At 52.0% G+C, this 20,666-nt stretch carries 18 protein-coding genes and 1 pseudogene; 4 read left to right on the top strand and 15 right to left on the bottom strand.

Annotated elements, in window-relative coordinates; genetic code table 11:
• The first annotated feature begins 5 nt into the window (after nucleotides 1-5).
• Nucleotides 6-407 carry an oxalurate catabolism protein HpxZ gene (gene hpxZ / locus AD944_RS04105; protein ID WP_045543407.1) on the top strand — a complete coding sequence of 134 codons (402 nt, stop codon included), beginning with the start codon at nucleotides 6-8 and terminating at the stop codon, nucleotides 405-407.
• 18 nt (nucleotides 408-425) lie between these two features.
• On the opposite strand, the gene xdhC is transcribed toward hpxZ, so the two are convergent.
• From xdhC to xdhA, 3 genes are read right to left on the bottom strand one after another with little or no spacing between them, the layout of a single operon-like run.
• Complete coding sequence (xdhC, locus tag AD944_RS04100; RefSeq protein ID WP_045543408.1) at nucleotides 426-1,238, bottom strand: xanthine dehydrogenase accessory protein XdhC; 813 nt, start codon at nucleotides 1,236-1,238, stop codon at nucleotides 426-428.
• Nucleotides 1,239-1,245: 7 nt separating this feature from the next.
• The gene (xdhB, locus tag AD944_RS04095) at nucleotides 1,246-3,642 is read right to left on the bottom strand and encodes a xanthine dehydrogenase molybdopterin binding subunit (protein WP_261763956.1); all 2,397 of its coding nucleotides are present in this window, start codon (nucleotides 3,640-3,642) and stop codon (nucleotides 1,246-1,248) included.
• Nucleotides 3,635-5,110: a xanthine dehydrogenase small subunit gene (xdhA, locus tag AD944_RS04090; protein ID WP_045543409.1), complete on the bottom strand. Its 1,476-nt coding sequence runs from the start codon at nucleotides 5,108-5,110 to the stop codon at nucleotides 3,635-3,637. The genes xdhB and xdhA overlap by 8 nt, the downstream gene beginning before the upstream one ends.
• A gap of 213 nt (nucleotides 5,111-5,323) precedes the next feature.
• Here xdhA and AD944_RS17690 point away from each other — a divergent pair.
• Together AD944_RS17690 and AD944_RS04085 are read left to right on the top strand one after the other, a co-directional pair.
• Nucleotides 5,324-5,530 (top strand): annotated as a pseudogene (locus tag AD944_RS17690) (LysR family transcriptional regulator); the annotation flags it as partial.
• 15 nt (nucleotides 5,531-5,545) lie between these two features.
• Nucleotides 5,546-6,298, top strand: coding sequence for a LysR substrate-binding domain-containing protein (locus AD944_RS04085; RefSeq protein WP_236709311.1), 753 nt, complete (start codon nucleotides 5,546-5,548; stop codon nucleotides 6,296-6,298).
• Here AD944_RS04085 and AD944_RS04080 read toward each other — a convergent pair.
• The 5 genes from AD944_RS04080 to AD944_RS04060 are packed head-to-tail and all read right to left on the bottom strand — an operon-like array spanning nucleotide 6,295 to nucleotide 10,923.
• Nucleotides 6,295-7,716: a nucleobase:cation symporter-2 family protein gene (locus tag AD944_RS04080; RefSeq protein WP_082741332.1), complete on the bottom strand. Its 1,422-nt coding sequence runs from the start codon at nucleotides 7,714-7,716 to the stop codon at nucleotides 6,295-6,297. The genes AD944_RS04085 and AD944_RS04080 overlap by 4 nt on opposite strands.
• A 3-nt stretch (nucleotides 7,717-7,719) precedes the next feature.
• Complete coding sequence (gene uraH / locus AD944_RS04075) at nucleotides 7,720-8,052, bottom strand: hydroxyisourate hydrolase (RefSeq protein ID WP_045543411.1); 333 nt, start codon at nucleotides 8,050-8,052, stop codon at nucleotides 7,720-7,722.
• Complete coding sequence (gene uraD / locus AD944_RS04070; RefSeq protein ID WP_045543412.1) at nucleotides 8,049-8,564, bottom strand: 2-oxo-4-hydroxy-4-carboxy-5-ureidoimidazoline decarboxylase; 516 nt, start codon at nucleotides 8,562-8,564, stop codon at nucleotides 8,049-8,051. The genes uraH and uraD overlap by 4 nt, the downstream gene beginning before the upstream one ends.
• On the bottom strand, nucleotides 8,561-9,454 hold the full coding sequence (puuE, locus tag AD944_RS04065) for an allantoinase PuuE (protein WP_045543413.1): 894 nt from the start codon (nucleotides 9,452-9,454) through the stop codon (nucleotides 8,561-8,563). The genes uraD and puuE overlap by 4 nt, the downstream gene beginning before the upstream one ends.
• 20 nt (nucleotides 9,455-9,474) lie before the next feature.
• Entirely contained in the window at nucleotides 9,475-10,923 is a 1,449-nt protein-coding gene (locus AD944_RS04060; protein WP_045543414.1) for an NAD(P)-binding domain-containing protein, read from the bottom strand.
• Nucleotides 10,924-11,175: 252 nt separating this feature from the next.
• Here AD944_RS04060 and AD944_RS04055 point away from each other — a divergent pair, with 252 nt between their 5' ends.
• Nucleotides 11,176-12,078 carry a LysR family transcriptional regulator gene (locus tag AD944_RS04055; protein ID WP_035379680.1) on the top strand — a complete coding sequence of 301 codons (903 nt, stop codon included), beginning with the start codon at nucleotides 11,176-11,178 and terminating at the stop codon, nucleotides 12,076-12,078.
• 58 nt (nucleotides 12,079-12,136) lie between these two features.
• On the opposite strand, the gene AD944_RS04050 is transcribed toward AD944_RS04055, so the two are convergent.
• The 7 genes from AD944_RS04050 to AD944_RS04020 form a co-directional block, all read right to left on the bottom strand.
• A complete protein-coding gene (locus AD944_RS04050) occupies nucleotides 12,137-13,741 on the bottom strand; it encodes a gamma-glutamyltransferase family protein (protein WP_045543415.1) in 1,605 nt (534 codons plus the stop codon).
• Between the two features lie 5 nt (nucleotides 13,742-13,746).
• Nucleotides 13,747-15,096, bottom strand: coding sequence for an AtzE family amidohydrolase (locus tag AD944_RS04045; RefSeq protein ID WP_045543416.1), 1,350 nt, complete (start codon nucleotides 15,094-15,096; stop codon nucleotides 13,747-13,749).
• A 2-nt stretch (nucleotides 15,097-15,098) separates the two neighbouring features.
• Nucleotides 15,099-15,284, bottom strand: a complete 186-nt coding sequence (locus AD944_RS04040; RefSeq protein ID WP_035379687.1) for an AtzG-like protein — start codon at nucleotides 15,282-15,284, stop codon at nucleotides 15,099-15,101.
• A 40-nt stretch (nucleotides 15,285-15,324) separates the two neighbouring features.
• Nucleotides 15,325-16,551, bottom strand: a complete 1,227-nt coding sequence (locus AD944_RS04035) for a pyridoxal-phosphate-dependent aminotransferase family protein (RefSeq protein ID WP_045543417.1) — start codon at nucleotides 16,549-16,551, stop codon at nucleotides 15,325-15,327.
• Nucleotides 16,551-17,858 (bottom strand): allantoate amidohydrolase, encoded by a 1,308-nt coding sequence (locus AD944_RS04030; RefSeq protein ID WP_045543418.1) that lies wholly within the window; start codon nucleotides 17,856-17,858, stop codon nucleotides 16,551-16,553. Before AD944_RS04030 ends, AD944_RS04035 begins: the two co-directional genes overlap by 1 nt.
• A gap of 192 nt (nucleotides 17,859-18,050) precedes the next feature.
• Nucleotides 18,051-19,403, bottom strand: coding sequence for an NCS2 family permease (locus AD944_RS04025; protein ID WP_045543419.1), 1,353 nt, complete (start codon nucleotides 19,401-19,403; stop codon nucleotides 18,051-18,053).
• 228 nt (nucleotides 19,404-19,631) lie between these two features.
• Complete coding sequence (locus AD944_RS04020) at nucleotides 19,632-20,393, bottom strand: DNA/RNA non-specific endonuclease (protein ID WP_231873763.1); 762 nt, start codon at nucleotides 20,391-20,393, stop codon at nucleotides 19,632-19,634.
• Between the last annotated feature and the right edge of the window lie 273 nt (nucleotides 20,394-20,666).

Genomic DNA, 20,666 nt, shown 5'->3' with positions numbered 1-20,666 from the left:
TTCTCATTCAACGCCCGACTAAAAATGGGGGGATTACCACCGCATTATCAGATGTATATGAACGTGCTCTGGCAGAAAATGATGTAGTTGCTCTAGATCAATTCTTTTTTGATGGCCCAGAGACCGTTCGCTATGGTGTAGGTGAGAACCTGTATGGCACGGAAGAAATAGCGGCCTTTCGTCGGGCTAGAAAAGGCGGTTCGCCACCACGCACAATGCTACGCCGTGTTGTGACTGTTTTGGGAGAGGATGCTGCCGTTGTGAGCTTGGAATTCCAGCGCACGGGTTCAAGCAAAATTGGCAGACAAATGCAGACTTGGTTTCGCTCCCCTCAGGGGTGGAAAATTATCGCGGCACACGTCTCTCTCATGGTGGAACACTCAGAAACAAACCGGCCAGCTCTCTAAGATAGTCGTTTGTCGGCTCTAATTCGGCCGGTGAATAAGCTTTTCAATAATCTCTGCGGCAACCATGGCTGCGATAATTTCTGGTCTCTTGTCCCGTACGGTTTGCCCACCTATGGGACATGTCAGGGTGCTAATCTGGGTTTCTGTCAGACCAATTTCTCGAAACCCCGCTTCGAAGCGGCGTCGTTTTGTTTTTGAGCCAATCAGGCCGATATAGCCCAGATCATTTCGCTCCAGAGCACTGGCGACAATTAAGGCATCAAGAGAGTGATTGGGCGTTAAAACCAGCACACCTGCCTTGGCAGGGAGCGCTGTAAGATGTTGCTCCCACTCCGTAGTAACATGCGCTGTGACCCCTTTGGGTATATTCCCAAATTCTTCGGGGCGTGGATCAACCCAGGTCAGATTCAAGGGCAAAGGCGCCAGCACATAAGCCAAAGCTCTTCCAACGTGACCCGCCCCAAACATAAGTAGGGTCGGGTCATTCTGTCTTTGCTCATAAAGCTGTTGTTTCAGTGCTCCAACAATCTCAGCCTGAGCGCGACTGATAACAACAGTTGCCTGCCCACCACAGCATTGGTTTGTGCCCGCCCCTAGCGTGAAATGATGGGTCATGCTTGGCTGGTTGATCTCTAAAAGCGTGCGGGCTTTTCGCAGGCACTCCCATTCCAGAACGCCGCCTCCAATCGTCCCTTTCTGCCAATCTGGCCCAACCAGCATAAAAGCGCCTGCCTCGCGCGGTGTGGACCCGCGCACTGCCGTTAGTTGCACGCAGGCAAAAGCAGGACTTTCAGGCTTCCAGCCTTCCAGAATGGAGAGAAGAGAATTCATTTCATGCTTATGGCACTGGAAGAGCCCGCAGGCGTTCCGCCGTGCGCAAAATGCACTCAGGTGTTGCTGGCGTATCCAGTTGAGGGCAGAGCGTATAGTTATTCAAACTTGCAAGAGCATCAGAAATTGCCTGTAGCACCGCTACACCATGCACAAAAGGAGGCTCTCCCACCGCTTTGGAGCGGAAAATGGTTGCTTCTCTGTTAGGGGCAGCTTCAAGAAGAGACACATTGAAAATACGCGGTCTGTCTGAGCAGGCCGGAATTTTATAGGTGCTGGGTGCATGAGTGCGCAGGTGCCCTGCCTTGTCCCACACAAGTTCTTCCATAGTCAGCCACCCTGCCCCTTGTATGAAACCACCTTCAATCTGGCCGATATCAATTGCAGGGTTCAGGGACTGCCCAGCGTCATGCAGGATATCCACGCGTTCGATACGGGTTTCTCCCGTTAAAAGGTCAATGGCAACTTCCGCACAGGCTGCGCCATAAGCAAAATAGTAAAAAGGGCGGCCACGTCCTGTATCGGGATTCCAGGAAATCTTCGGTGTTTTGTAAAATCCGTTTGAAGACAAGGAAACGCGGGCAAAATAGGCAGCTTTTACCAATGCAGGAAAAGAGACCAGCGCTTCTCCCACCTGAACTCCTTCTGGCAGAAAGTGGACATCGCCTTCAGCTACCTCCCAGTGCTCTGCGGCAAAGCAGACCAAGCGCTGTTTGATTTTGGAAATGGCATCCAAAACGGCCATACCATTCAGGTCCGCCCCACTTGAGGCTGCTGTTGCAGATGTATTTGGCACTTTACCAGTAGTGGTGGCTGTAATACGCACGCGGTCTTCTGTCAGGCCGAATTCCCGCATGGCAATCTGCACCATCTTGGTATGCAGTCCCTGCCCCATTTCTGTGCCGCCGTGATTAACCTGCACAGACCCATCCGTGTAGATGTGCACAAGAGCACCAGCCTGATTGTAATGTGTCGCCGTAAATGAAATACCGAACTTAACTGGCGTCAGCGCTATACCTCTCCTTATATACGGGCTGTGTGTATTGCTTGCCCTCAAAGCATGACGTCTAGCTCGATAATCGCAGTTTTCTGCCAGTTGAGTCATGATTTCAGATGCAATGGAGTCTTCTACGGTCATGTGATAGGGCGTGATGTCACGGCTGCCGGTGCCATAGGTATTGCGTAGGCGTACATCCAATGGGTCCAGCCCCGTCGCAAAGGCAATTTCCTCAATCACACGTTCTGCCGCTACAATACCTTGCGGCCCGCCAAATCCCCGATACGCTGTGTTGGATTGCGTGTTGGTTTTCAGGGGTTCAGAGCGGAAGCGCACGTCGGGATAGAAATAGGCATTGTCAGCATGAAACAGCGCACGATCAATAACGGGGCCGGATAAGTCGGCTGACCAGCCACATCGGGCTGCAAGCACCATATCTACGGCCAGAATATGGCCTGTTTCATCAAATCCAACATCGTAGTCTACAACAAAATCATGACGCTTACCCGTCATGATCATATCATCATCGCGGTCCAGTCGCATCTTGGCTGCACGCCCTGTGACGTTTGCGGCCAAGGCAGCTAGACAGGCTGGGGTGTTGGCTTGGGTTTCCTTCCCCCCAAAGCCGCCCCCCATGCGGCGTATTTCTACCGTGACAAGGTTGCTGGGGCGGTCGAGAACATGCGCCACCATATGTTGTGTTTCTGTGGGATGCTGCGTGGAGGACCACACGCGCATTTCTCCCTCCTCTCCCGGTTGGGCCAGAGCGGCTTGCCCTTCCAGATAGAAATGCTCCTGCCCGCCAATGGTTATGCTTCCGTTCAGGCGTTTCGGGGCTTTGCTGAGTGCTGTATCAACATTCCCCCGCTTCATTTCCAGAGGACGCCATACCAAAGCACTTCCCGCTTCTCTGGCCTGTGCGATTGTTAGGATAGCTGGTAGTTCTTCATACGTTATGCGGGCCAGTTGGGCTGCTTTGCGCGCATTCTGGCGGTCGTCCGCGATAACAATGAAAATCGGTTGTCCATAATAGGAGACGATATCTTCGGCCAGAAGAGGCTCATCGTTTTTGCCCACGGGGCTAACCTGATTATGGCCGGGAACATCCTTGTGTGTCAGGACACATATGACCCCCGGCGCAGCGCGCACGGCATCCAGGTCAAGCGAGAGGATGCGGGCATGAGCTTTGGTGCTCAGTCCTGGGACAACATGAACCAGTCCGCGCGGCTCGGGCATGTCATCAATATACGTGGCCTCTCCTGAAACATGCATTCTTGCACTCTCATGTTTCAGGCTTGTAGAAGCTCCACCCTCTACAATTGCAGGATCGGATGGAGTGCCCCTGTTTTCAAAGGGTTTCACGTCTGCATCGGCGGGACTGATCTGCATTTTTACTGCCTCACCCATGAACGTCTTCCTTCCAACCGGCCAATCGGGTTTCGGGCTGTTGGGGCATTTTCGTCGTTTCAGCAAAACAACGGGTTAGCAAATTGGCAGCGACAGTCCGCCGGTACCATTCACTGCCGCGCATATCAGAAAGCGGCGCAAAATCTACCTGAATGGCCTCCCGCGCAGCGATCAGGGCATGTTCATCCCATCGTTTGCCCACCAGAGCCGCTTCCGTTGCAGAAGCCCGTTTGGGGGTTGCTGCCATGCCACCGAACGCAATACGCGCCTTGGTAATCACGCCATTCCCGTCCATGGTGAAGGCAAATACGCCTAATATCGCAGAAATATCCTGATCAAACCGCTTGGAAACCTTATAGGCTCGGTAGCGCAAATTTGGCTCAGGATAAGGGATCAAAATGCCTTCAATAAATTCTCCTTCCTGACGATCCTGTTGACCGTATGCCAGGAAGTAATTTTCTAAAGGTAGTGTTCTGCGAGTTTCCCCTCGGCGTAAATGAAGTGTGGCCCCTGCGGCAATGAATAAAGGTGGCCCATCTCCGATAGGAGAGCCATTCCCTATGTTACCACATACAGTTCCTACATTACGAACCTGCGCAGAGCCAATCCGGCGTATAACCTCCCCTGCATCTGGAAAAAGGGTGGCGATATCCTTCTGTGCCTCTGCATAAGGTGTGGCGGCTCCGATCCACAGACCATCTGGCCGATGTTCGATTTTTTTCAGATCCTGAGCACCAGAAACACTGATAACATGGGGAAGTGTCTGTAAACGTTTGGTAACCCACAGCCCTACATCTGTTGCGCCTGCAACAAGCGTTGCATTTGGAGCATTCTGATAGGCTGAGGCGAGTTCATCGGCTGTTCTGGGGAGACTGATTGACCCATGTGGCGTGTTGATTTCGGCCATATCCGCGTTCTGCAACGCAGTAAGGCGGGTGATAATCTTGCTTTGTTCCTGCTCAAATTTATCGTGCGGGGCTAACAATGCCTGCTTCATGGCTTTGACAATTGGGGCATAGCCAGTACAGCGGCACAGATTGCCTGCCAGTGCATCATTGATGTCGGTTTCCTTGGCGCTCGCCTCCGCTTTCTTACTGTAGGCGACCATAGACATGACAAATCCGGGCGTACAAAAACCGCACTGCGAACCATGGAGATCAACCATGGCCTGCTGTACCGGATGCAGGGCCCCATCTGGAGAGCGTAAATCTTCAACAGTAAACAGTTGGGTTCCGTCCAGCATCCATAGGAACTGAATGCAGGCATTGACAGCTTTCCACGTGAGTTGATTGTTTTCAAGCCGGACAACCAATACGGTACAGGCTCCACAATCGCCTTCGTTACACCCTTCCTTGGTGCCAGTACGGTGGCACGCTTCCCGTAACCAATCCAGCACTGTTGTCTCGGGCGTAATATCGGAGAGCCGATAATGCTGATCTCCCAGATAAAATTGGATGTGATCACGCATGACAGTCTCTCTCCTACAAGGCCACACTCTGATTTGCTTACAGGCTTATAATCCGCTCGGTATTGAAAGCTGATCGGGTTGGCAGAACGTCTCTGTGCGACAGGTAGCAATAGAATCCCAAAAAACAACGCTTCCGTCCAACAGAAAGAATACGACGCGCCGTTGCGTTTTTGTCGACACATGTCTTAGGAAGAAAGCTCTCAGGATAGAGGTATGAACCCTATGCGAAACTCAGGCCGCGTTTTTACTCTTTCCCGCTTTGCCATCTATTTTGAAATGGTTGCACAGGCAGGGTCAATTCGGCAGGCAGCCAATGTCCTGAATGTCTCTCCATCTGCGGTTAACCGTCAGATTTTGGCGGTGGAACAGGAAATGGGTACCCTCCTGTTTCACCGCCACAGCACCGGCTTAAGCCTGACAAGTGCAGGAGAACTGTTGCTTGCGACCATCCGTGGTGGAAAGCGAGATTTTGAAGCTTTTCAGGTACGCCTTAGCGCTCTATCCGGACTGCATGGAGGGCTGGTAACAATGGCGGTTGTGGAAGCTGTCAGTGACCGGTTTATACCCGATATCTTATCAGAGATTAGCAAAGATTATCCGCGCGTAGAGTTTTCCGTCAAAACTATGGATTTCAAATCCATATGGCAGAGCGTCTCTCGTAACGAAGTAGACTTTGGAATCTCTCTTCTCGACTCAGAAAAGTCATCACGTCGCGTTCGTGTGGTTTCAACCCTCCAGGCACCGATCGGGTTTGTTGTGCGACCAGATCATCCATTGGCTGCTTGGAAGGAAGCCAGACTAACTCACGTTCTGGGAAGCCGCCTTATTGTTCCTGATGCAACGCTGGCGGTGGGGGCAGCTATCCGGGAGGGTCTGCTTACACAGAATGTTGAGATAAAACCTGCGTTTTCATGTAATCGCATTGTCAGCATCAAGGCGTTGGTAAGGAGCGGCCTTGGCGTTGCCTTGCTGACACAGGCGGATGTGATTGATGAGGAGAAATCAGGAGAACTCTGTTTTGTCAGGATTACGCAAAGTGACATAAAACCTCTTTGCTTTGCGCTCACCCACAATATACAACGGCAACTTTCAGCGGCCGCGCATGCAACTCTTGATTTGATTAGCAGAAATTTTCATGCGCTCTCTATGGCAGATGCTGCCTCATCTCATCCGGACACAATGACTTAATAGTCTTTGTGCGTATAGGAGGCGAACTCAGCCTCTGCCGTGATGTGTGTTTCATGTGTTTCCAGGACAGAGGTTTGAGCTTTCTCTGCCTTGAAGTGATTGAAAATCAAATGAAGCACCATGGCCGACATTGAACCAAGCGTAATGCCGCTTCCAAACACGATTTGCGCCCAATGCGGAAAATTGTCTGCAATATGAGGTTGTGCTGTGGCCAGCATTCCCAAGCCAACACTTGTGCCCACAATGATCATGTTGTTCTGGTTGTCAAAATCAACTTGTGTCAGGGTTTGAATACCCACAACGGCCACTGTTGCAAACATGGACAAGGCTGCTCCACCTAGAACAGGCAGAGGAACACAGGCCATGATAGCAGCCAGTTTGGGAATACAGCCCAACACGATCATGATCAGAGCCGCTGCGGCAACCACCCATTTGCTCTTGATCTGCGTGAGACGTACCAGCCCTACGTTTTCAGCAAAACAGGTGTAGGGAAAAGAATTGAGAATTCCGCCTATAGTTGTGGCTAGCCCGTCAGCACGAATGGCGCGAGCAATATCTTTTTCTGAGATAGGGCGTTTGACAATAGCCCCTGTTGCGAACACATCGCCTGTGGTTTCCAGCATTGAAATGATCATGACAATGATCATGGAAAAAATTGGCACAATGTGGAAACTGGGCAGACCAAAGTAGAAGGGCCGAGCAATGGTGAGCAAAGGAGCCGCAGAAACATCCTGAAACTGCGCATCTCCCAGCATCCACGCAACCAATGTTCCGCAGATAAGCCCGAGCAGAATAGCGATGGTCCCAATAAAGCCGCGGAAAAATTTCTGAATTCCAAGAATACAGAATAGCGTTCCTAATCCATAGGCCACGTTCCGCAATTGAACTGGGTCTTGCATTGTGGTGGTGCCACGTCCAGCCACAATATCATTGGCGGCAACAGGCAGGAGTGCCAGACCGATGATCAGAATAACAGACCCCGTTACAACAGGCGGGAAAAAACGAATCAATCTGGAAAAATGGGGGGCCAGAAAGTAGGAAAAAATGCCCGCGACAATAACAGAGCCAAAAATCTGTTGAAGTCCGGCAATGCCGCCCCCAGCTGCGGTGCCAATTGCAATCATCGGCATGACGGCAACAAAAGTTACCCCCTGTAGCAGCGGTAATCGTACCCCTATATTTCCAATCCCCACGGCCTGTAAAAGAGAAGCGATCCCGCAGGTGAAGAGATCTGCCTCAATCAGATGCTCGAGCGTTTCATGCGATAACCCTAGAGCACCTGCCACCAGAATGGGGACAATAACAGCCGCGGCATAAAATGTCAGAACATGTTGAAAGCCGTACACGCCAAGCTGCCACACAGGCAGGATTTCATCTACCGGATGTATTGCTTTTGAAGGGGTTCTGACAGAGCTCACAGATTAACTCCCTCGATAAGTAGAATAGCTGTAGGGAGCAGCCAGCAAAGGCACATGAGCATGCCCTTCTTCGCCCAAGCCAAACGCAACAGGCACTCTATCCAGAAAAGGTGGATCGGCCAGTTGTTGCCCTTGAGAACGAAAATAGTCGCCTATATCGAATTCAAGGAGATACAGGCCCTTTGTAAGAGGCAGCGAGCGTAATTCAGGGCAGCGCCCGTCCTGATCTGTTTTGCCTGAAAACAACACCTTTCCCGAAGAGAGAAGGCGGAATACGACCCCGGATGCTGGACGGCCAGAAACTGTATCCAGCACGTGTGTGGAAAGTGAACTCATCCTTGCACCTTATCCCGCAACCGTAATGAAGCGATAGCATCGATTTGTGCCAAGGCTTCAGTCAGTTCATCTTGTGTTGAGCTCTTCAGGCGACGGTTCATTGCTTCAAGGATTACCGTTTTAGGAGCTTTCCCCGCTTTGCGGACGCAGATGACAAACGGCATGTCAAACTTGGCCCGATAGGCGGTATTCAGGGTTTGAAAACGTTCATATTCTTCTGGTGTCAGCTTGTCCAAACCAGCACCGCCCTGTTCGTGAGCAGACTCTTCGCTTAAGGCCGGGTCAATCCCGGCCCGATGTCCAAGCTCGGGGTGTGCGCATACAAGCGTATGTTTTGCGTTTTGGTCAGCTTGTTTGATAATCCGGGAGAATACCGCTTCCATCGCTGAAAGACTGGAGAAAGGACGTTCTTTTTCAGCCTTCTCTGCAATCCAGGGGGAATGCTCATAAATGCCACCAAACTCTGAAACAAAGGCTGGCGGTGTAAGGGCATTCACGTCATCAAGTGTCATGCCGGATAAACCTTCTGCCAATGCTGTGCAATCTCCAACCGGGTAGCAACCCACACGTCAGCATGTGCTTTTACATGCTCAAGAAAACGGGCCACGGCCAATGCCCGTGCCGGCTTTCCGGCTAGGCGGCAATGGAGACCGATAGACATCATGCGCCCACCTTCTCGGTACAGCATGTCGAAATTATCACGCATGTAGTGAAAGAACTGTTCGCCCTCGGTAAAACCGTTCAGGGCAGCAAATTTCATGTCATTCACATCCAGCGTATACGGCACAATCAATTGAGGGCGGCCATATTGGCGATTGTAATACGGCAGATCATCCGCGTAGGAATCTGCGTCATAAACAAATCCGCCTTCCTCTACGATCAAACGGGCCGTATTGGGGCTGGTTCGCCCCTGATACCAACCTAAGGGGCGCTCACCCGTTACTTCTGTATGTAACGCAATGGCTTCACGGATATGGGCGCGTTCAATTTCTTCCGGAATATCCTGGTAGTCGATCCAACGAAGCCCGTGTGATGCAATTTCCCACTCACTCCGCTTCATGGCGGCAACGGCTTCAGGGTTCCGCTCCAGAGCCTTCGCAACTCCAAAAACAGTGGAACGAAATCCTACTTTTTCAAAAAGCCTATGCAGCCGCCAGAACCCGGCCCGGCTACCATATTCATACAAGCTTTCCATCTGCATGCAGCGGGCACCGATAATCGGCTTCGTGCCGACCATTTCAGAAAGGAAAGCTTCAGACCCTTTGTCACCGTGCAGGATGCAGTTTTCCGCACCTTCTTCATAATTGACAACGAACTGAACGGCGATACGTGCCCCTCCGGGCCATTTGGGGTCTGGAGGAGTTGGCCCGTAGCCAATCATATCACGGGGATAAGGGAGCATGGCTTGTCTTGTTCCTGGCATTATTCAGCGGCAACTGGTGGGTCCAGACTGATCAATTCATCTGTATTATAATCCAGAAGGCTCTGAAGCTGCTTGTCTCCGTCCGTCAGGAACAGATCACGACCAATGCCTTGGGTTAGGCGTTCCACCCCAAACCGCATGCCGCTAATAGATGCGCCAGACAGACCCATACTTGGCATGGCCCCGAATGTGAAATTGTGAATGGCCCCCATCATCGGCGTAAGGGGATCGGCTTTATCACGAGGAAGAAACTGAAAATGTTTCCCGAGATAAGGGTGGCTGCCAAGAAGAGTATTGTCTTCTCCCTGTGGTGCTTCAAATGTGTCTCGCCACAGTTGTATCTTCTCGGCAATGAGGCGCAGTTCTGGTCTGCGGGTCAGATCAATAACAAAACCCGTGCCAATAATCAGGAAGTCAAACGTCATTTCCCCTTGTGGTGTGGTTACAATAACCTCGTCACCTTTTTCTTTGACTGAAAGCCATGGCGTGCCGGTGTGAAAGGCAAAATTTTCATGTTTGCGGCAGCGCCAGAAGGTATCCTGCGGCGGCGGTTGATTGAGATCATAAATCTTCCGCATGAAGCGCCAGCGTGTCAGATCTGGCAGATCAGCAAAGTAACTCAGGAACCCCGCGTTCTCCATCCACCGATACGGGTTGACAGTCGGGATTTTTTGCCGCCGCAGGCAAAGATCAACGCTGGCAGCGCCATTTTCCAGAGCCGTAGCTGCATTATCAAAAGCAGAGGCGCCAGCCCCAAGCACGCCAATGCGCTTGCCGCTCAGGGCGGCGAAATCAATGGTCTGGCAAGTGTGTGCATATCGGCGTGATGAGATTTTTTTGGAAATGAAATCAGGCACATGCCATGCGCCACCGCCTTCAATGCCGGTCGCAAGCACAACCTTACGAGCCCATTGATGGGACAATTGACCGTCACTGTGTTCAAAAACAAGCCGCAGCAGGCCGTCTTCCCAGCCCATATCGACCAGCTTGTGGTCATTTTTTACGGGTAGTTCCAGCGTGTCTCTTACCCAGTCAAGATAGCCCTGCCAGTCCTGACGGGAGATTTTATTGAGATTTTGCCAAGCGCTCGCCCCATAGCGCGCTTCGTACCATGATTGCGGTGTCAGGCTGGGGATACCCAGGTCCGGTCCAGTTACGTGTTTGGGGGTCCGTAGAGTGAGCATACGAGCAAACGTAACCCAAGGCCCCTCTTCTCCTCGCTCAGCCTTATCATAAATCATGGTGTTGGGAATGCCCCGACGGCGTAGTCCAAAGGCTGTTGCAAGGCCTCCCTGTCCGCCCCCAATAATGGCGACATCCAGCACCTTTTCCCCATTGCGTTTGATCTCTGGGCACCAGTTACCGGTGGCGTAGCTGATTTTTGCCAGATCAGCACGCACCCGCTGGGCAAGTTCCTGCAAGGCAAGAGAGGGAGAAACCTGATTCATAATGGAGCCCTAATTAGAAAGCGGCACGATAGGGAAACAAAAGCGAAAAGAAGACAGAGCCCTGTTTCAGAAAAACACTCTAGGATGGCGATGCCTCCATGGTCATGTTTTTCTGGCAAAAGACATCCATCGTTATCCTCTGAACTGACACCAACGCAGCCCTGTTAAACTGAGAGAATAATTTCATATTCCTCCCGTTCTTGTATATGATTTAAATCAGTCTAATCTGTTCGCAAAATGAGAGCATCTATCATGCCGGTCTTTTCGCGCTTTCTGCGGTATTTTATGGCAGTGGCACAGCAGGGGTCTATCCGCAAAGCATCGGATGAACTGCATATTGCGGCTTCGGCGATAGACCGGCAGATTCTTCAGGGAGAGAAAACGCTGGGAACGCTTCTGTTCGAGCGTCTTCCCACTGGTTTGCGGTTAACAACCGCGGGTGAACTGTTGCTGACGTCCTGCCGTCGATGGACCCGGGATATGGCCGCCCTGACAACCCAGATTGATAACCTGAAAGGCTTGCGGCAGGGGTCTGCTGATATTGTGATCCCTGATGCCCTGACCAAAGGGTTCATTCCGGCAGTTCTTGGAAAACTGAGAGAAACCCACCCCGGTATTACAGTCAATATTCACGTCCGGACCAGTAGGGACATGGGGGAGATACTGGTGAATGGAGAGGCCGATTTTGCTCTCATGTTTAATCCGGGTCACATGCGGGAATTGTTTGTGCGGGCGCACAAAGAAGTGCCCCTTGGGTTTATTACTCTGCCTGATCACCCCGTGGCAGCTATGAAGGAGGCCTATTTCAGTCTTTGCGCTGAATATCCTGTCGTCGTCCCATCTGCTCCGTTGGCATTGTGGCGTCCTCTGGAGCTTCTGGAAGCTGAAACGGGCATGAGAATTCAGGCCATTGCCCGTGCGGATAATATTCAGATGATCAAGTCACTGGTCAGCGAAGGAGTGGGAATAGGTATTCTAAGCTATCTCGACGCATATGACGAAATCCAGAAAGGCCAGCTCTCTTTTGTCCCACTGCGCAATAAAAAGCTTTCTCCCATCACGCTGGCACTCTGTGTTGACCGTTCGCGTCAACTCTCCATGGCGGCCCGCCTGATTATTTCTGAAGTGGAGCATTTTTTTGTCGAGCGCTTTTAAGAAAGTGCCTTAACGCGGTTCCTTAAAAGCATTCAACGCTCAGAGTTTCAGGCCGTAATTACCAGGCTGCAACCACCCCATCACTTCTAGGGTCGGTCGCGCCTTCCAGAACACTATTTGCATGACGAACCAGAGCGCCCGCATGTCCCATCAAGGAAGTGAACGGGGCCATACGTTCAATGGCGTGTCCAGCCGCCCCCAACTGAGCAATAACGGCCGGGTCAAACCGGTCTTCATATTTTAGCGTGACGCTCTCATCCCCCCATGTTCGGCCAAGTAGCCAGCGGGGCGCTGTTATGGCTTCCTGCAAACCGATATCATATCGCGCATAACGGCTGAAAAGTGCTGCCTGCGTTTGTGGCTGCCCTTCTCCCCCCATGGTTCCGTACACCATTGTCCGTCCATCCGTGAAACGTGCGGCGGCCGGATTGAGTGTGTGGAAAGGTTTACGTCCTGGTTTTAGGGCATTCCATCCGTCTTCTGCCAGACGAAAACTGGCGCCTCTATTCTGCCAGACAATACCTGTCTGGGGGAGAACAACACCGGAGCCAAATTCAAAATAGGTGCTCTGGATCATGCTGACAGCCACACCATTTCCGTCAATGGCTCCCATCCATACCGTATCTCCGGCTTGTGAGGGATAAGGCCACGGGGCAGCTCTCAGAGGATCAATGGCCGAAGCCATTCGCGTCAGTTCGGCAGGGTCGTTCAGGAAGTCTTGCGCCTCCACACTCATGAAGGCAGGGTCTCCTACATGCGTATCCCGATATCGAAACGCCTGCTTTGTGGCCTCCACCAAACCATGAATATGCTCAAAGCTATCAGGCTGATCCGCTTTCAACTTGTCAAATAGCGCCAGAATAAGAAGGGAGGCGATGCCCTGTGTAGGAGGGGCCATATTGTACAGCGTGGCGCCCTTGATCTGCACTGACAACGGTGGCCTGACAGAGGTTTTATGGGAGGCCAGATCCATCATGGAAAGTGGGCTGCCTGCCCGCGTCAGATCTTGAGCAATATCACGGGCGAGTGCGCCAGTGTAAAAGCTCCCTGTTCCTTCCTGAGCGATACGCTTTAATGTCTCTGCCAAGGCGGGATTTTTGAGAATGTCGTTCTTCTGGAGCGGCTGCCCCTGTGGTTCAAACACCTCAGCATAGCCATAGATGTCTTTCAGTTCAGCAGATTTGGCAGCTGCTACGCCTGCCCCACCTTCCGTGACAGGCACTCCATGTTCAGCATACCAGATTGCGTCTTCCAGCAGCCGCTCTAAAGGAAGATCGTTTTTTGCTCTACATGCCGCATCTTGTGCAAGCTGTAAGGCCGTCCCCCAGCCTCCAACAGTTCCTGCAACTGTATTGGCGGCAAGCCCTCCGCGCCATGGCACGTTCTGGTAACCGGCGTTCCTGTATAATGCCAGATCGGCTTTTGCCGCGGCTGCCCCACAGGCATCTATGGTTTCCACTTGCCCATCAGGCCAACAGATCAGCCAGAAGGCATCCCCTCCAATAGCGGTCATGTGCGGATAAACGACGGCCAAAGCGGCGGCAGTGGCCACCACCGCTTCTATAGCAGACCCGCCCTCTTTTAGAATATCCAACCCGGCTTGGCTGGCCAAATGATGCGGGGATGTTACCATTCCTCGCAAGGAGCGCGGTGTGTGCAGCATCAAGCTTAATTCCCAGCCGTTACAGGAGGGAAGCCTAGCAGGCCTTTTCGTTCTAGCATTTCAGCAAATGCTAGAAGAATACTTTCTTTTCCTGGCGCTGCAATAAATTGAACGCCTAGCGGTAGAGCCGAGTTGTCTGTGTTCTGTGGAGCCAGAGGAGCGGAAAGAACCGGCATACCCGCCAAACTCAAGGGTTGAGTGAAGAGCCCAAGGTTAGCGCGAGCGGAAACGGCCTTTCCGCCCACCATAATGGTCGGTTGATCTAAGCGGGGCGCGGGGCCAACCGTTGCAGGTGCCACAAGAATATCCACCTTTTTGAAAGTCTGGTGCATAATATCCCGGAACCAGTTTCGCACGCGCTGCGCCTGAATAACCGCCGCTGACGGAAGCAATGCGCCCGCCATCAATCGGTCTCGCGTTGCAGGGTCGTACGCCATGGGGGTAGTCTTCAGGCGTCCCAGGTGCAGATTGCCACCTTCTGCAGCCGTAATAACAAAAGACGCAGCCCGCGCACGTGCAACCTCTGGCAACGTAACCGTTTTTGTGTGTAGGCAGGCACTTTCAATAGCCCTAATACCCACCTTTAACCCTTCACTCAGATCCTGAGCAAACCAGCCATCCAGTATTCCCACGGAGAGTTGCGAGGTATCCTCCTCATAAGCGAGGGAATGGCCAATAAGCACTTCGCTGACGGAACGGATATCGGCAACATTTTGTGCGAACGGACCAATAACATCCAGGCTACTTGCAAAGGGATAAACCCCCGCCAACGGAAGAAGTCCTTGTGTTGGCCTTAACCCCCATACACCGCACAGCGATGCAGGAACACGGATGGAACCGTTGGTATCTGACCCTAAGGTGAAAGGAAGAAGATTAGCGGCTACCGCTGCTGCTGAGCCACCAGAAGAGCCCCCTGCCAGTCTTTGCGTGTCATGTGGGTTACGGGTTGTTCCATAATGAGCATTCTCTGTTGCGAACCCATATGCAAATTCATCCATATTGAGAGATGCGACAGGAATGGCTCCAGCTGCACATAGACGCTGCACAACCTCGGCATCGCGTCTGGCTGGTGGGGTGTCATTCAGAACGACTGAACCCGCAGTGGTAACATGGCCTTCCAGATCGAACAGATCTTTCACGCCAAATGGCACTCCCGCCAACGGCCCTACAGACTCTCCTTTGGCGATCCGTGCATCTACCTTTCTGGCTGCGTCCAACGCACGAGATTCGAGAATTCGGGTGACGGAATTGTAGGCTCCATCTCGTTCTTTCAGGCGCTGTAGGGTTTCTGCGCAATGCTGAAATGCTGAAACTCTACCGCTCTGAATGCTTTGTGCTAGGGAGGAAATGGACATGCTTATGGCCGATACTCATAGGCAGGAGGGCAGGTATCAGGCAAAGTCATGCCACAAATCAGATTAACATAACCACGCAATAACTGCGTATTGGCTGCAACACCGGCTACACAGTCAGCAGGAATAGTCAGATCAATCTGGCGCGCGAGCACCTGCAGATCGTTTGCAATGTGGTCCTGTTCGCTCAATCTGCCCTCCTATCGCAAGATAGTGATATAAAAATGACCTTCAGGAATATTCTGCAAGGGCAGCATCTACCCCAGCGCCCCTCTGAGCTTTATGCCCTTCAGCAGCGAGGCAGACTTCAAGAGCGGCAAGTGTCAGTAAGACCTTATGCTTGACGGCATTGTAGCCCATTGCGCCAATCCGCCAGATTTTCCCAGCCAAAGGCCCAAATGCTGTGCCGATTTCAATTCCAAAATCGTCCCGCATCCGCATCCGCACATTTTCGCCATGAACCCCTTCCGGGATCCAGATGCCGGTCACGTTGGTCATCCGATAGCTATCGTTTCCGAACACGTTCAGATCCAGCGCGCGGGCTCCGGCAACCATGGCGGTGCTGGCGGCTGTATGGCGGGCAAAACGCGGTTCCAACCCTTCTTCCAGCATAATCCGGGCCGCTTCCCGCGCGCCATAAAGCATGGTTGTTGCTTCGGTATGGTGGTTCAGACGTTTTTCAGACCAGTAATCCATTACCATGGCGAGATCAAAATAGTTAGAGACAATGCGTGGTCGGTTCCCATCCAGTGCATCTGCGCCTCGGATGCCAGCTTCTACGTGCTTGCGCGCCATAATATGCTCTGCGGCCCGATCGGAAATTGTGATGGGAGCAGATCCGGGAGGTCCTCCCATGCATTTCTGTAGGCCGCCAGAAACCACATCAATGCCCCATGCATCGGTCTCTACCGCCATGCCCCCAAGCGTGGCGGTAGCATCTGCGTAAGATAGTACACCATATTTGCGGCAAAGCTCCCCTACCCCGGCCAGAGGCTGAGCCATGGTGGTAGAGGTGTCTCCATGGATGCAGGCAAAAACCTGCGGTTTATGCTCGATTAACGCGTTTTCAATTTGCTCCAGTGTAGCAACTTCACCCCAGGGCAGATCCAATGTGCAGATTTCAGCCCCGATGCGCTGTGCAATTTCTGAAAGCAGAAGGCCAAAACGGCCGGCACGTACAATCAGTAGTTTGGCCCCCGGCTCTACCAAGGAAACAAGAGCAGCCTCAATCCCTGCTCGTGCAGTGCCATCAACCAGAAAAGTCCAGCGGTTTTCTGTCATGAAAACCTGTCGATACAGCTCCATGGTTTCATTCATGTAGGCTGTCATTTCCGGGTCAAACTGCCCCAGCATGTCAGCAGCCATAGCCCGGAGCACACGCGGGTGTGCGTTAACAGGCCCAGGCCCCATTAATAGCCGCTGGGGCGGATCAATCTGACCAAACAGATTCTGTGCCATTACGCCATTTTCTCCTGTCGTGCAGAGCATGAGTCTGCATAGCTTTCAATAAAATTAATCATGACCTGAAAGGCACTTTCCACATCGGCTGCCGTCACGGCTTCGGCAGGATTGTGGCTGATGCCTTTTTCACACCGCACAAACAACATGCATACGGGAGCCAGCGCAGCCATCACCATAGCGTCATGCCCAGCACCGCTGACCAGTTTGCGTGCCGAACCCCCAGTTACTTTCTCTATTGCCTTACTTAGCGCCTCAGTTAGTGCGGGATCGCATGGAGTTGCGGGTAAATCCTGCTGCAATTCCATGCTGAGTTCGACATGTCGTTTTTTTGCAATGTCATTTAAGGCAACTCGGATGGTGTCTGCTGCCTCGTTTCTGATACTCTCCGTGCCCGAGCGAATATCCAGCGTGAAAACAACATCTCCAGGAACAACGTTTGGGACGCCGGGAGTAACGTCCAGGCGTCCCACAGTGGCGACAAGATCACCTGCTTTTTGCAGGGCAATGGCCTCAATCGCCAACATGGATTCTGCCGCTGCCGCCAGCGCATCTTGCCGCAAATGCATTGGCATTGTGCCTGCGTGTCCGGCAAAACCATGGATGCTGATCAGAAAGCGATATTGTGCAGCAATGGCCGTTACAGCCCCTACTGCACGGTTTTCAGATTCCAGAACCGGTCCCTGCTCAATGTGGGCTTCAAAATAGGCCAGCACATCTTTTTTGTTGCGGGCCGCTTTCGGGAACTCTTCAAGAAGAAATCCTTCTGCTCCCAGAGCCTCTTGCAAAGTTATCCCGGCGGCATCTCTCAGGATATCGGGGGGCGTTGGAATAAGTCCGGCTACAGCGCGAGAGGTCAGCATGGATACCGGAAAGCGTGACCCTTCTTCATCTCCAAACCCGATAACTTCTACAGCAAAAGGGAGGCGCTTTTTGTGTGCGGAAAAGTAGGCTACAGCTTCAATGCCAAGCATCACGCCCAGCGGGCCATCATAACGGCCTGCATTCCGAACACTATCAAGATGGGAGCCGATAAGAAGTGCGGGGGCGCCCGGTAGGCTGCCTTCATATCGTCCAACAAGGTTGCCTGCCGCATCCTGTCTGGTGGTCATGCCCGCTTCTTTCATCCAGACAGAGACACACTGTACGGTTTCCCGATAAGCGTTACTTAAATACGGGCGGAAGAGCCCACCTTCCTCTTCGGAATAAGGAGCTATGCCGAGCGTGTCACACCGTTTGACTGCTCGGGCCCCACCATATTGAGCCACACCTACAGGCGTGGAGAAAGGTGTTTCGCGAGATGTCATACAGTCACAACTCCGGCTATTCATGTAGCTTGTTACGGCACGCGTACAATTTTGCATACAAGCAAGAAGGGTTGCAACCCTTCTCCCCTGCATAAAAAAGAGACTCATGAATTGCTGAATTTATAGCGGGAAAATCTGCGGGCAGGCCGCTGAAGGAGACGCAGGCGCTTCCTCTCACCTGCGTCGTTTTTTTCAGCCCATTCCTGACGAAAGAACAAGGTAAGTTACAAACACAGCATCCAACACCAGCAACATGATGGTTATGTCTTGCCAGCGTTTGGTCGCCAGAGCCAAAAATGTGAACAACAAAAGCCCGAGAGCCAGGCTGACCATGAAATCTCCCGTCATGACGGTAATCAGCACCATCAGGAGCGGTATAATCTGTTCTCGTGCAGAGAGAGTTTTCAGATCAGTCAAGCCGCTGAGCATCCCTAGTCCTACCAGTATCAGAATAGGAGCCGTTGCAACGGCAGGCACGGATGTGATCAGCGGCCAGAACAGGGAGGAGAGCGCAAAAAGAAGTGCAACCGTTATACCTACCAGCCCAGTTTTTCCGCCTTCTTCCACCCCTACAAGAGATTCCAGATAGGCTGACACGGTAGATGTTCCAAGGGCTGAACCGACAATGCTCGCTGAGGCATCGGCAGCAAAAGCATCTCGTCCCAACAGAGGCTGCCCTTCTTTGTCTTTGAGGCCGGACCTTTGAATAACCGCCATCATCGTTCCGGTCGCGTCAAAAAAATCGCCAAGGAAAAAATATAAGGTTACGGGCAGAACAAGAAAAAAATGAGAGAAAAACCCTTTGAAATCATAAGGGAAAAGCATGTGAACAGGATAATGCGGCCAGTCCATCCAGTGCGTTGGCAGTTGAGTAACCTTCCCTGAGCCATGCGGCACAAAACATCCGATAAGGGTAACAACTGCAATCACAATCAGCATGGCTGCCGGAACGCGGGACCAGCGTAGAAATGCCGCGAGAAACAGTCCGGCAATGCCCAGAATAACGGCAGGATCAGCCAAATGACCGAAAGCCAGCCCATCGTTTCCTTTGATGGCCAGCCCGCCAGTTACCATTCCGATATGTGCAATGAATGCGCCAATGGCAAAATGGATACCTAGACGAACCGGGACAGGAAACGCCTTGACTATTCTCTGCCGCCATTGCGTCAAGGAAAGTGTTAAGAACGCCAACCCGCCCAGCAGCACCATTGTAAACGCAACCGCAGGAGGCACCCCCATACGAATGACTACAACTTGAGCAAAAATAACATTGCTGCTCATGGCAGGAGCCAAGGCAATCGGCAGGTTGGCCCATAAAGCCATGATAAGGGAACCTATAACTGCCGAGGCAATTGTCGTCATAACCATATCATGCCGGTCCAGACCTGCAGCGGAGAGAATGTCCGGATTAACAGCCATAATATAAGCCATGGCCCCGAAGGTGGTTACCCCCGCCAGCACCTCTTTCCAGAAACTGGAACCACGAGCAGATATCTGAAAGTAGCGATCACAATACCGACCCAAAAATGTGGAAAATACGCTCATTCTCTCCTCGCGGCTCCAGATGATATTTGCTTATAGTCATCATGAAGCACCACGCCAAACAGTTCGTTTACTGAAACAACCGGGCGTGTTTTGCCCTGTTGTCCGTCGAGAGAAAACTATGTGCTTTCAGACCAACTGCTAGGCGCAGTTTATTCTCTATTATCTCGTGATGAAGTAAGAGGCGGCATCAGGTTTATCTTTCGGAATGTGTGGCAATCAGCCAAGCAGCTATGGCACCAGAGAACGAATGAGCGCTCTCAGTGCTTTCTGCACCGATTTCTTTCCCCATTCTTTCAGCAGTTTGCGTGTGCCATTTTGTCTGGCCAGCCTGTATGGGCTTTCCCTGATGGGAGGCATTGCTGAAACATGATCTTTCAGAGAGTCCGGTAAGCCGGGGAAAGGATCAATATTTACAAGGCGTGTGAGAGTAGTGACAGACGTGATGCGGCAGGTAGGATGAAATGTATTCAGGCAAATATAAACGCCGGTTGAATTTGCCGCCGGATCATAAATCGCTTTCCAGATCACTGTTGGGACGGGGATGTGATTGGGGCCTATGGTTTGTGTTTTATCGGGATCATACCCTGGCCCCGTCACAACAAAAATTTCACCCTCTTCCCTTGCCCAGCCTCTGACCGCGCTTTCCACCCCTTCCCATGCTCCGCGATTGAGTTCAGGAGTTTGGGGAACAATGTTCGATAGTAAAAAACTCTCTTTTTGTGCTCCAAAGCCAGGTTCATCGCCACTGGGAGTCATGTGACCGCGATCATAATGAGAATTGGCGTAATCGCGTGGACTAGATTGCATGGAGGCAGGAAGCCGATTATCAGGAAAAAAACTTCCCCGGCGTTGCGTGCGATCGGCAATTTCCAGATTTTCTTCTGTCAGATCTTCGGCCGACCACAACGGCCCGTGTGTATAGTCAGAAGCCAGAACCGCGTAATATCCATTACATAAAAGAGTGGTCCCGCCATAAATGCCTTCTGCCATAAGATGAGGCGCAAGCCCTTTTGCAAACAGTTCAGGGCAAGAGCAAGCGAGCGCAGGACTATTAAAAACAAGCCCTGTAAGTAGGAGGAATACGGCCCCTTTCGGCAAATTATTTTCTGACTTAATAGGCATATAACAGTATCAGCACGTATTGGGATCTCCGCATGAACGGTGCGTGAAAATGATTTGCGGGAAGCCTTGTGACATAGGGGCAAGCTTTTCTCTACCCTGATTAACGGTAATCCCCCCATAAAAAGAGTGGCTTTTGAATGA

The organism is Acetobacter tropicalis (assembly GCF_001580915.1).
Classification (GTDB): domain Bacteria; phylum Pseudomonadota; class Alphaproteobacteria; order Acetobacterales; family Acetobacteraceae; genus Acetobacter; species Acetobacter tropicalis.
The sequence above is the reverse complement of the archived record's forward strand: the minus strand, read 5'-3'. Positions and strand labels throughout refer to the sequence as shown.

Coding starts and splice junctions, on each gene's coding strand:
- xdhC (WP_045543408.1), bottom strand. CDS start 1,238: ATGAATTCTCTTCTCTCCATTCTGGAAGGCTGGAAGCCTGAAAGTCCT.
- xdhB (WP_261763956.1), bottom strand. CDS start 3,642: ATGGGTGAGGCAGTAAAAATGCAGATCAGTCCCGCCGATGCAGACGTG.
- xdhA (WP_045543409.1), bottom strand. CDS start 5,110: ATGCGTGATCACATCCAATTTTATCTGGGAGATCAGCATTATCGGCTC.
- uraH (WP_045543411.1), bottom strand. CDS start 8,052: ATGAGTTCACTTTCCACACACGTGCTGGATACAGTTTCTGGCCGTCCA.
- uraD (WP_045543412.1), bottom strand. CDS start 8,564: ATGACACTTGATGACGTGAATGCCCTTACACCGCCAGCCTTTGTTTCA.
- puuE (WP_045543413.1), bottom strand. CDS start 9,454: ATGCTCCCTTATCCCCGTGATATGATTGGCTACGGGCCAACTCCTCCA.
- AD944_RS04060 (WP_045543414.1), bottom strand. CDS start 10,923: ATGAATCAGGTTTCTCCCTCTCTTGCCTTGCAGGAACTTGCCCAGCGG.
- AD944_RS04055 (WP_035379680.1), top strand. CDS start 11,176: ATGCCGGTCTTTTCGCGCTTTCTGCGGTATTTTATGGCAGTGGCACAG.
- AD944_RS04050 (WP_045543415.1), bottom strand. CDS start 13,741: ATGCTGCACACACCGCGCTCCTTGCGAGGAATGGTAACATCCCCGCAT.
- AD944_RS04045 (WP_045543416.1), bottom strand. CDS start 15,096: ATGTCCATTTCCTCCCTAGCACAAAGCATTCAGAGCGGTAGAGTTTCA.
- AD944_RS04035 (WP_045543417.1), bottom strand. CDS start 16,551: ATGGCACAGAATCTGTTTGGTCAGATTGATCCGCCCCAGCGGCTATTA.
- AD944_RS04030 (WP_045543418.1), bottom strand. CDS start 17,858: ATGACATCTCGCGAAACACCTTTCTCCACGCCTGTAGGTGTGGCTCAA.
- AD944_RS04025 (WP_045543419.1), bottom strand. CDS start 19,403: ATGAGCGTATTTTCCACATTTTTGGGTCGGTATTGTGATCGCTACTTT.
- AD944_RS04020 (WP_231873763.1), bottom strand. CDS start 20,393: ATGGCAGAAGGCATTTATGGCGGGACCACTCTTTTATGTAATGGATAT.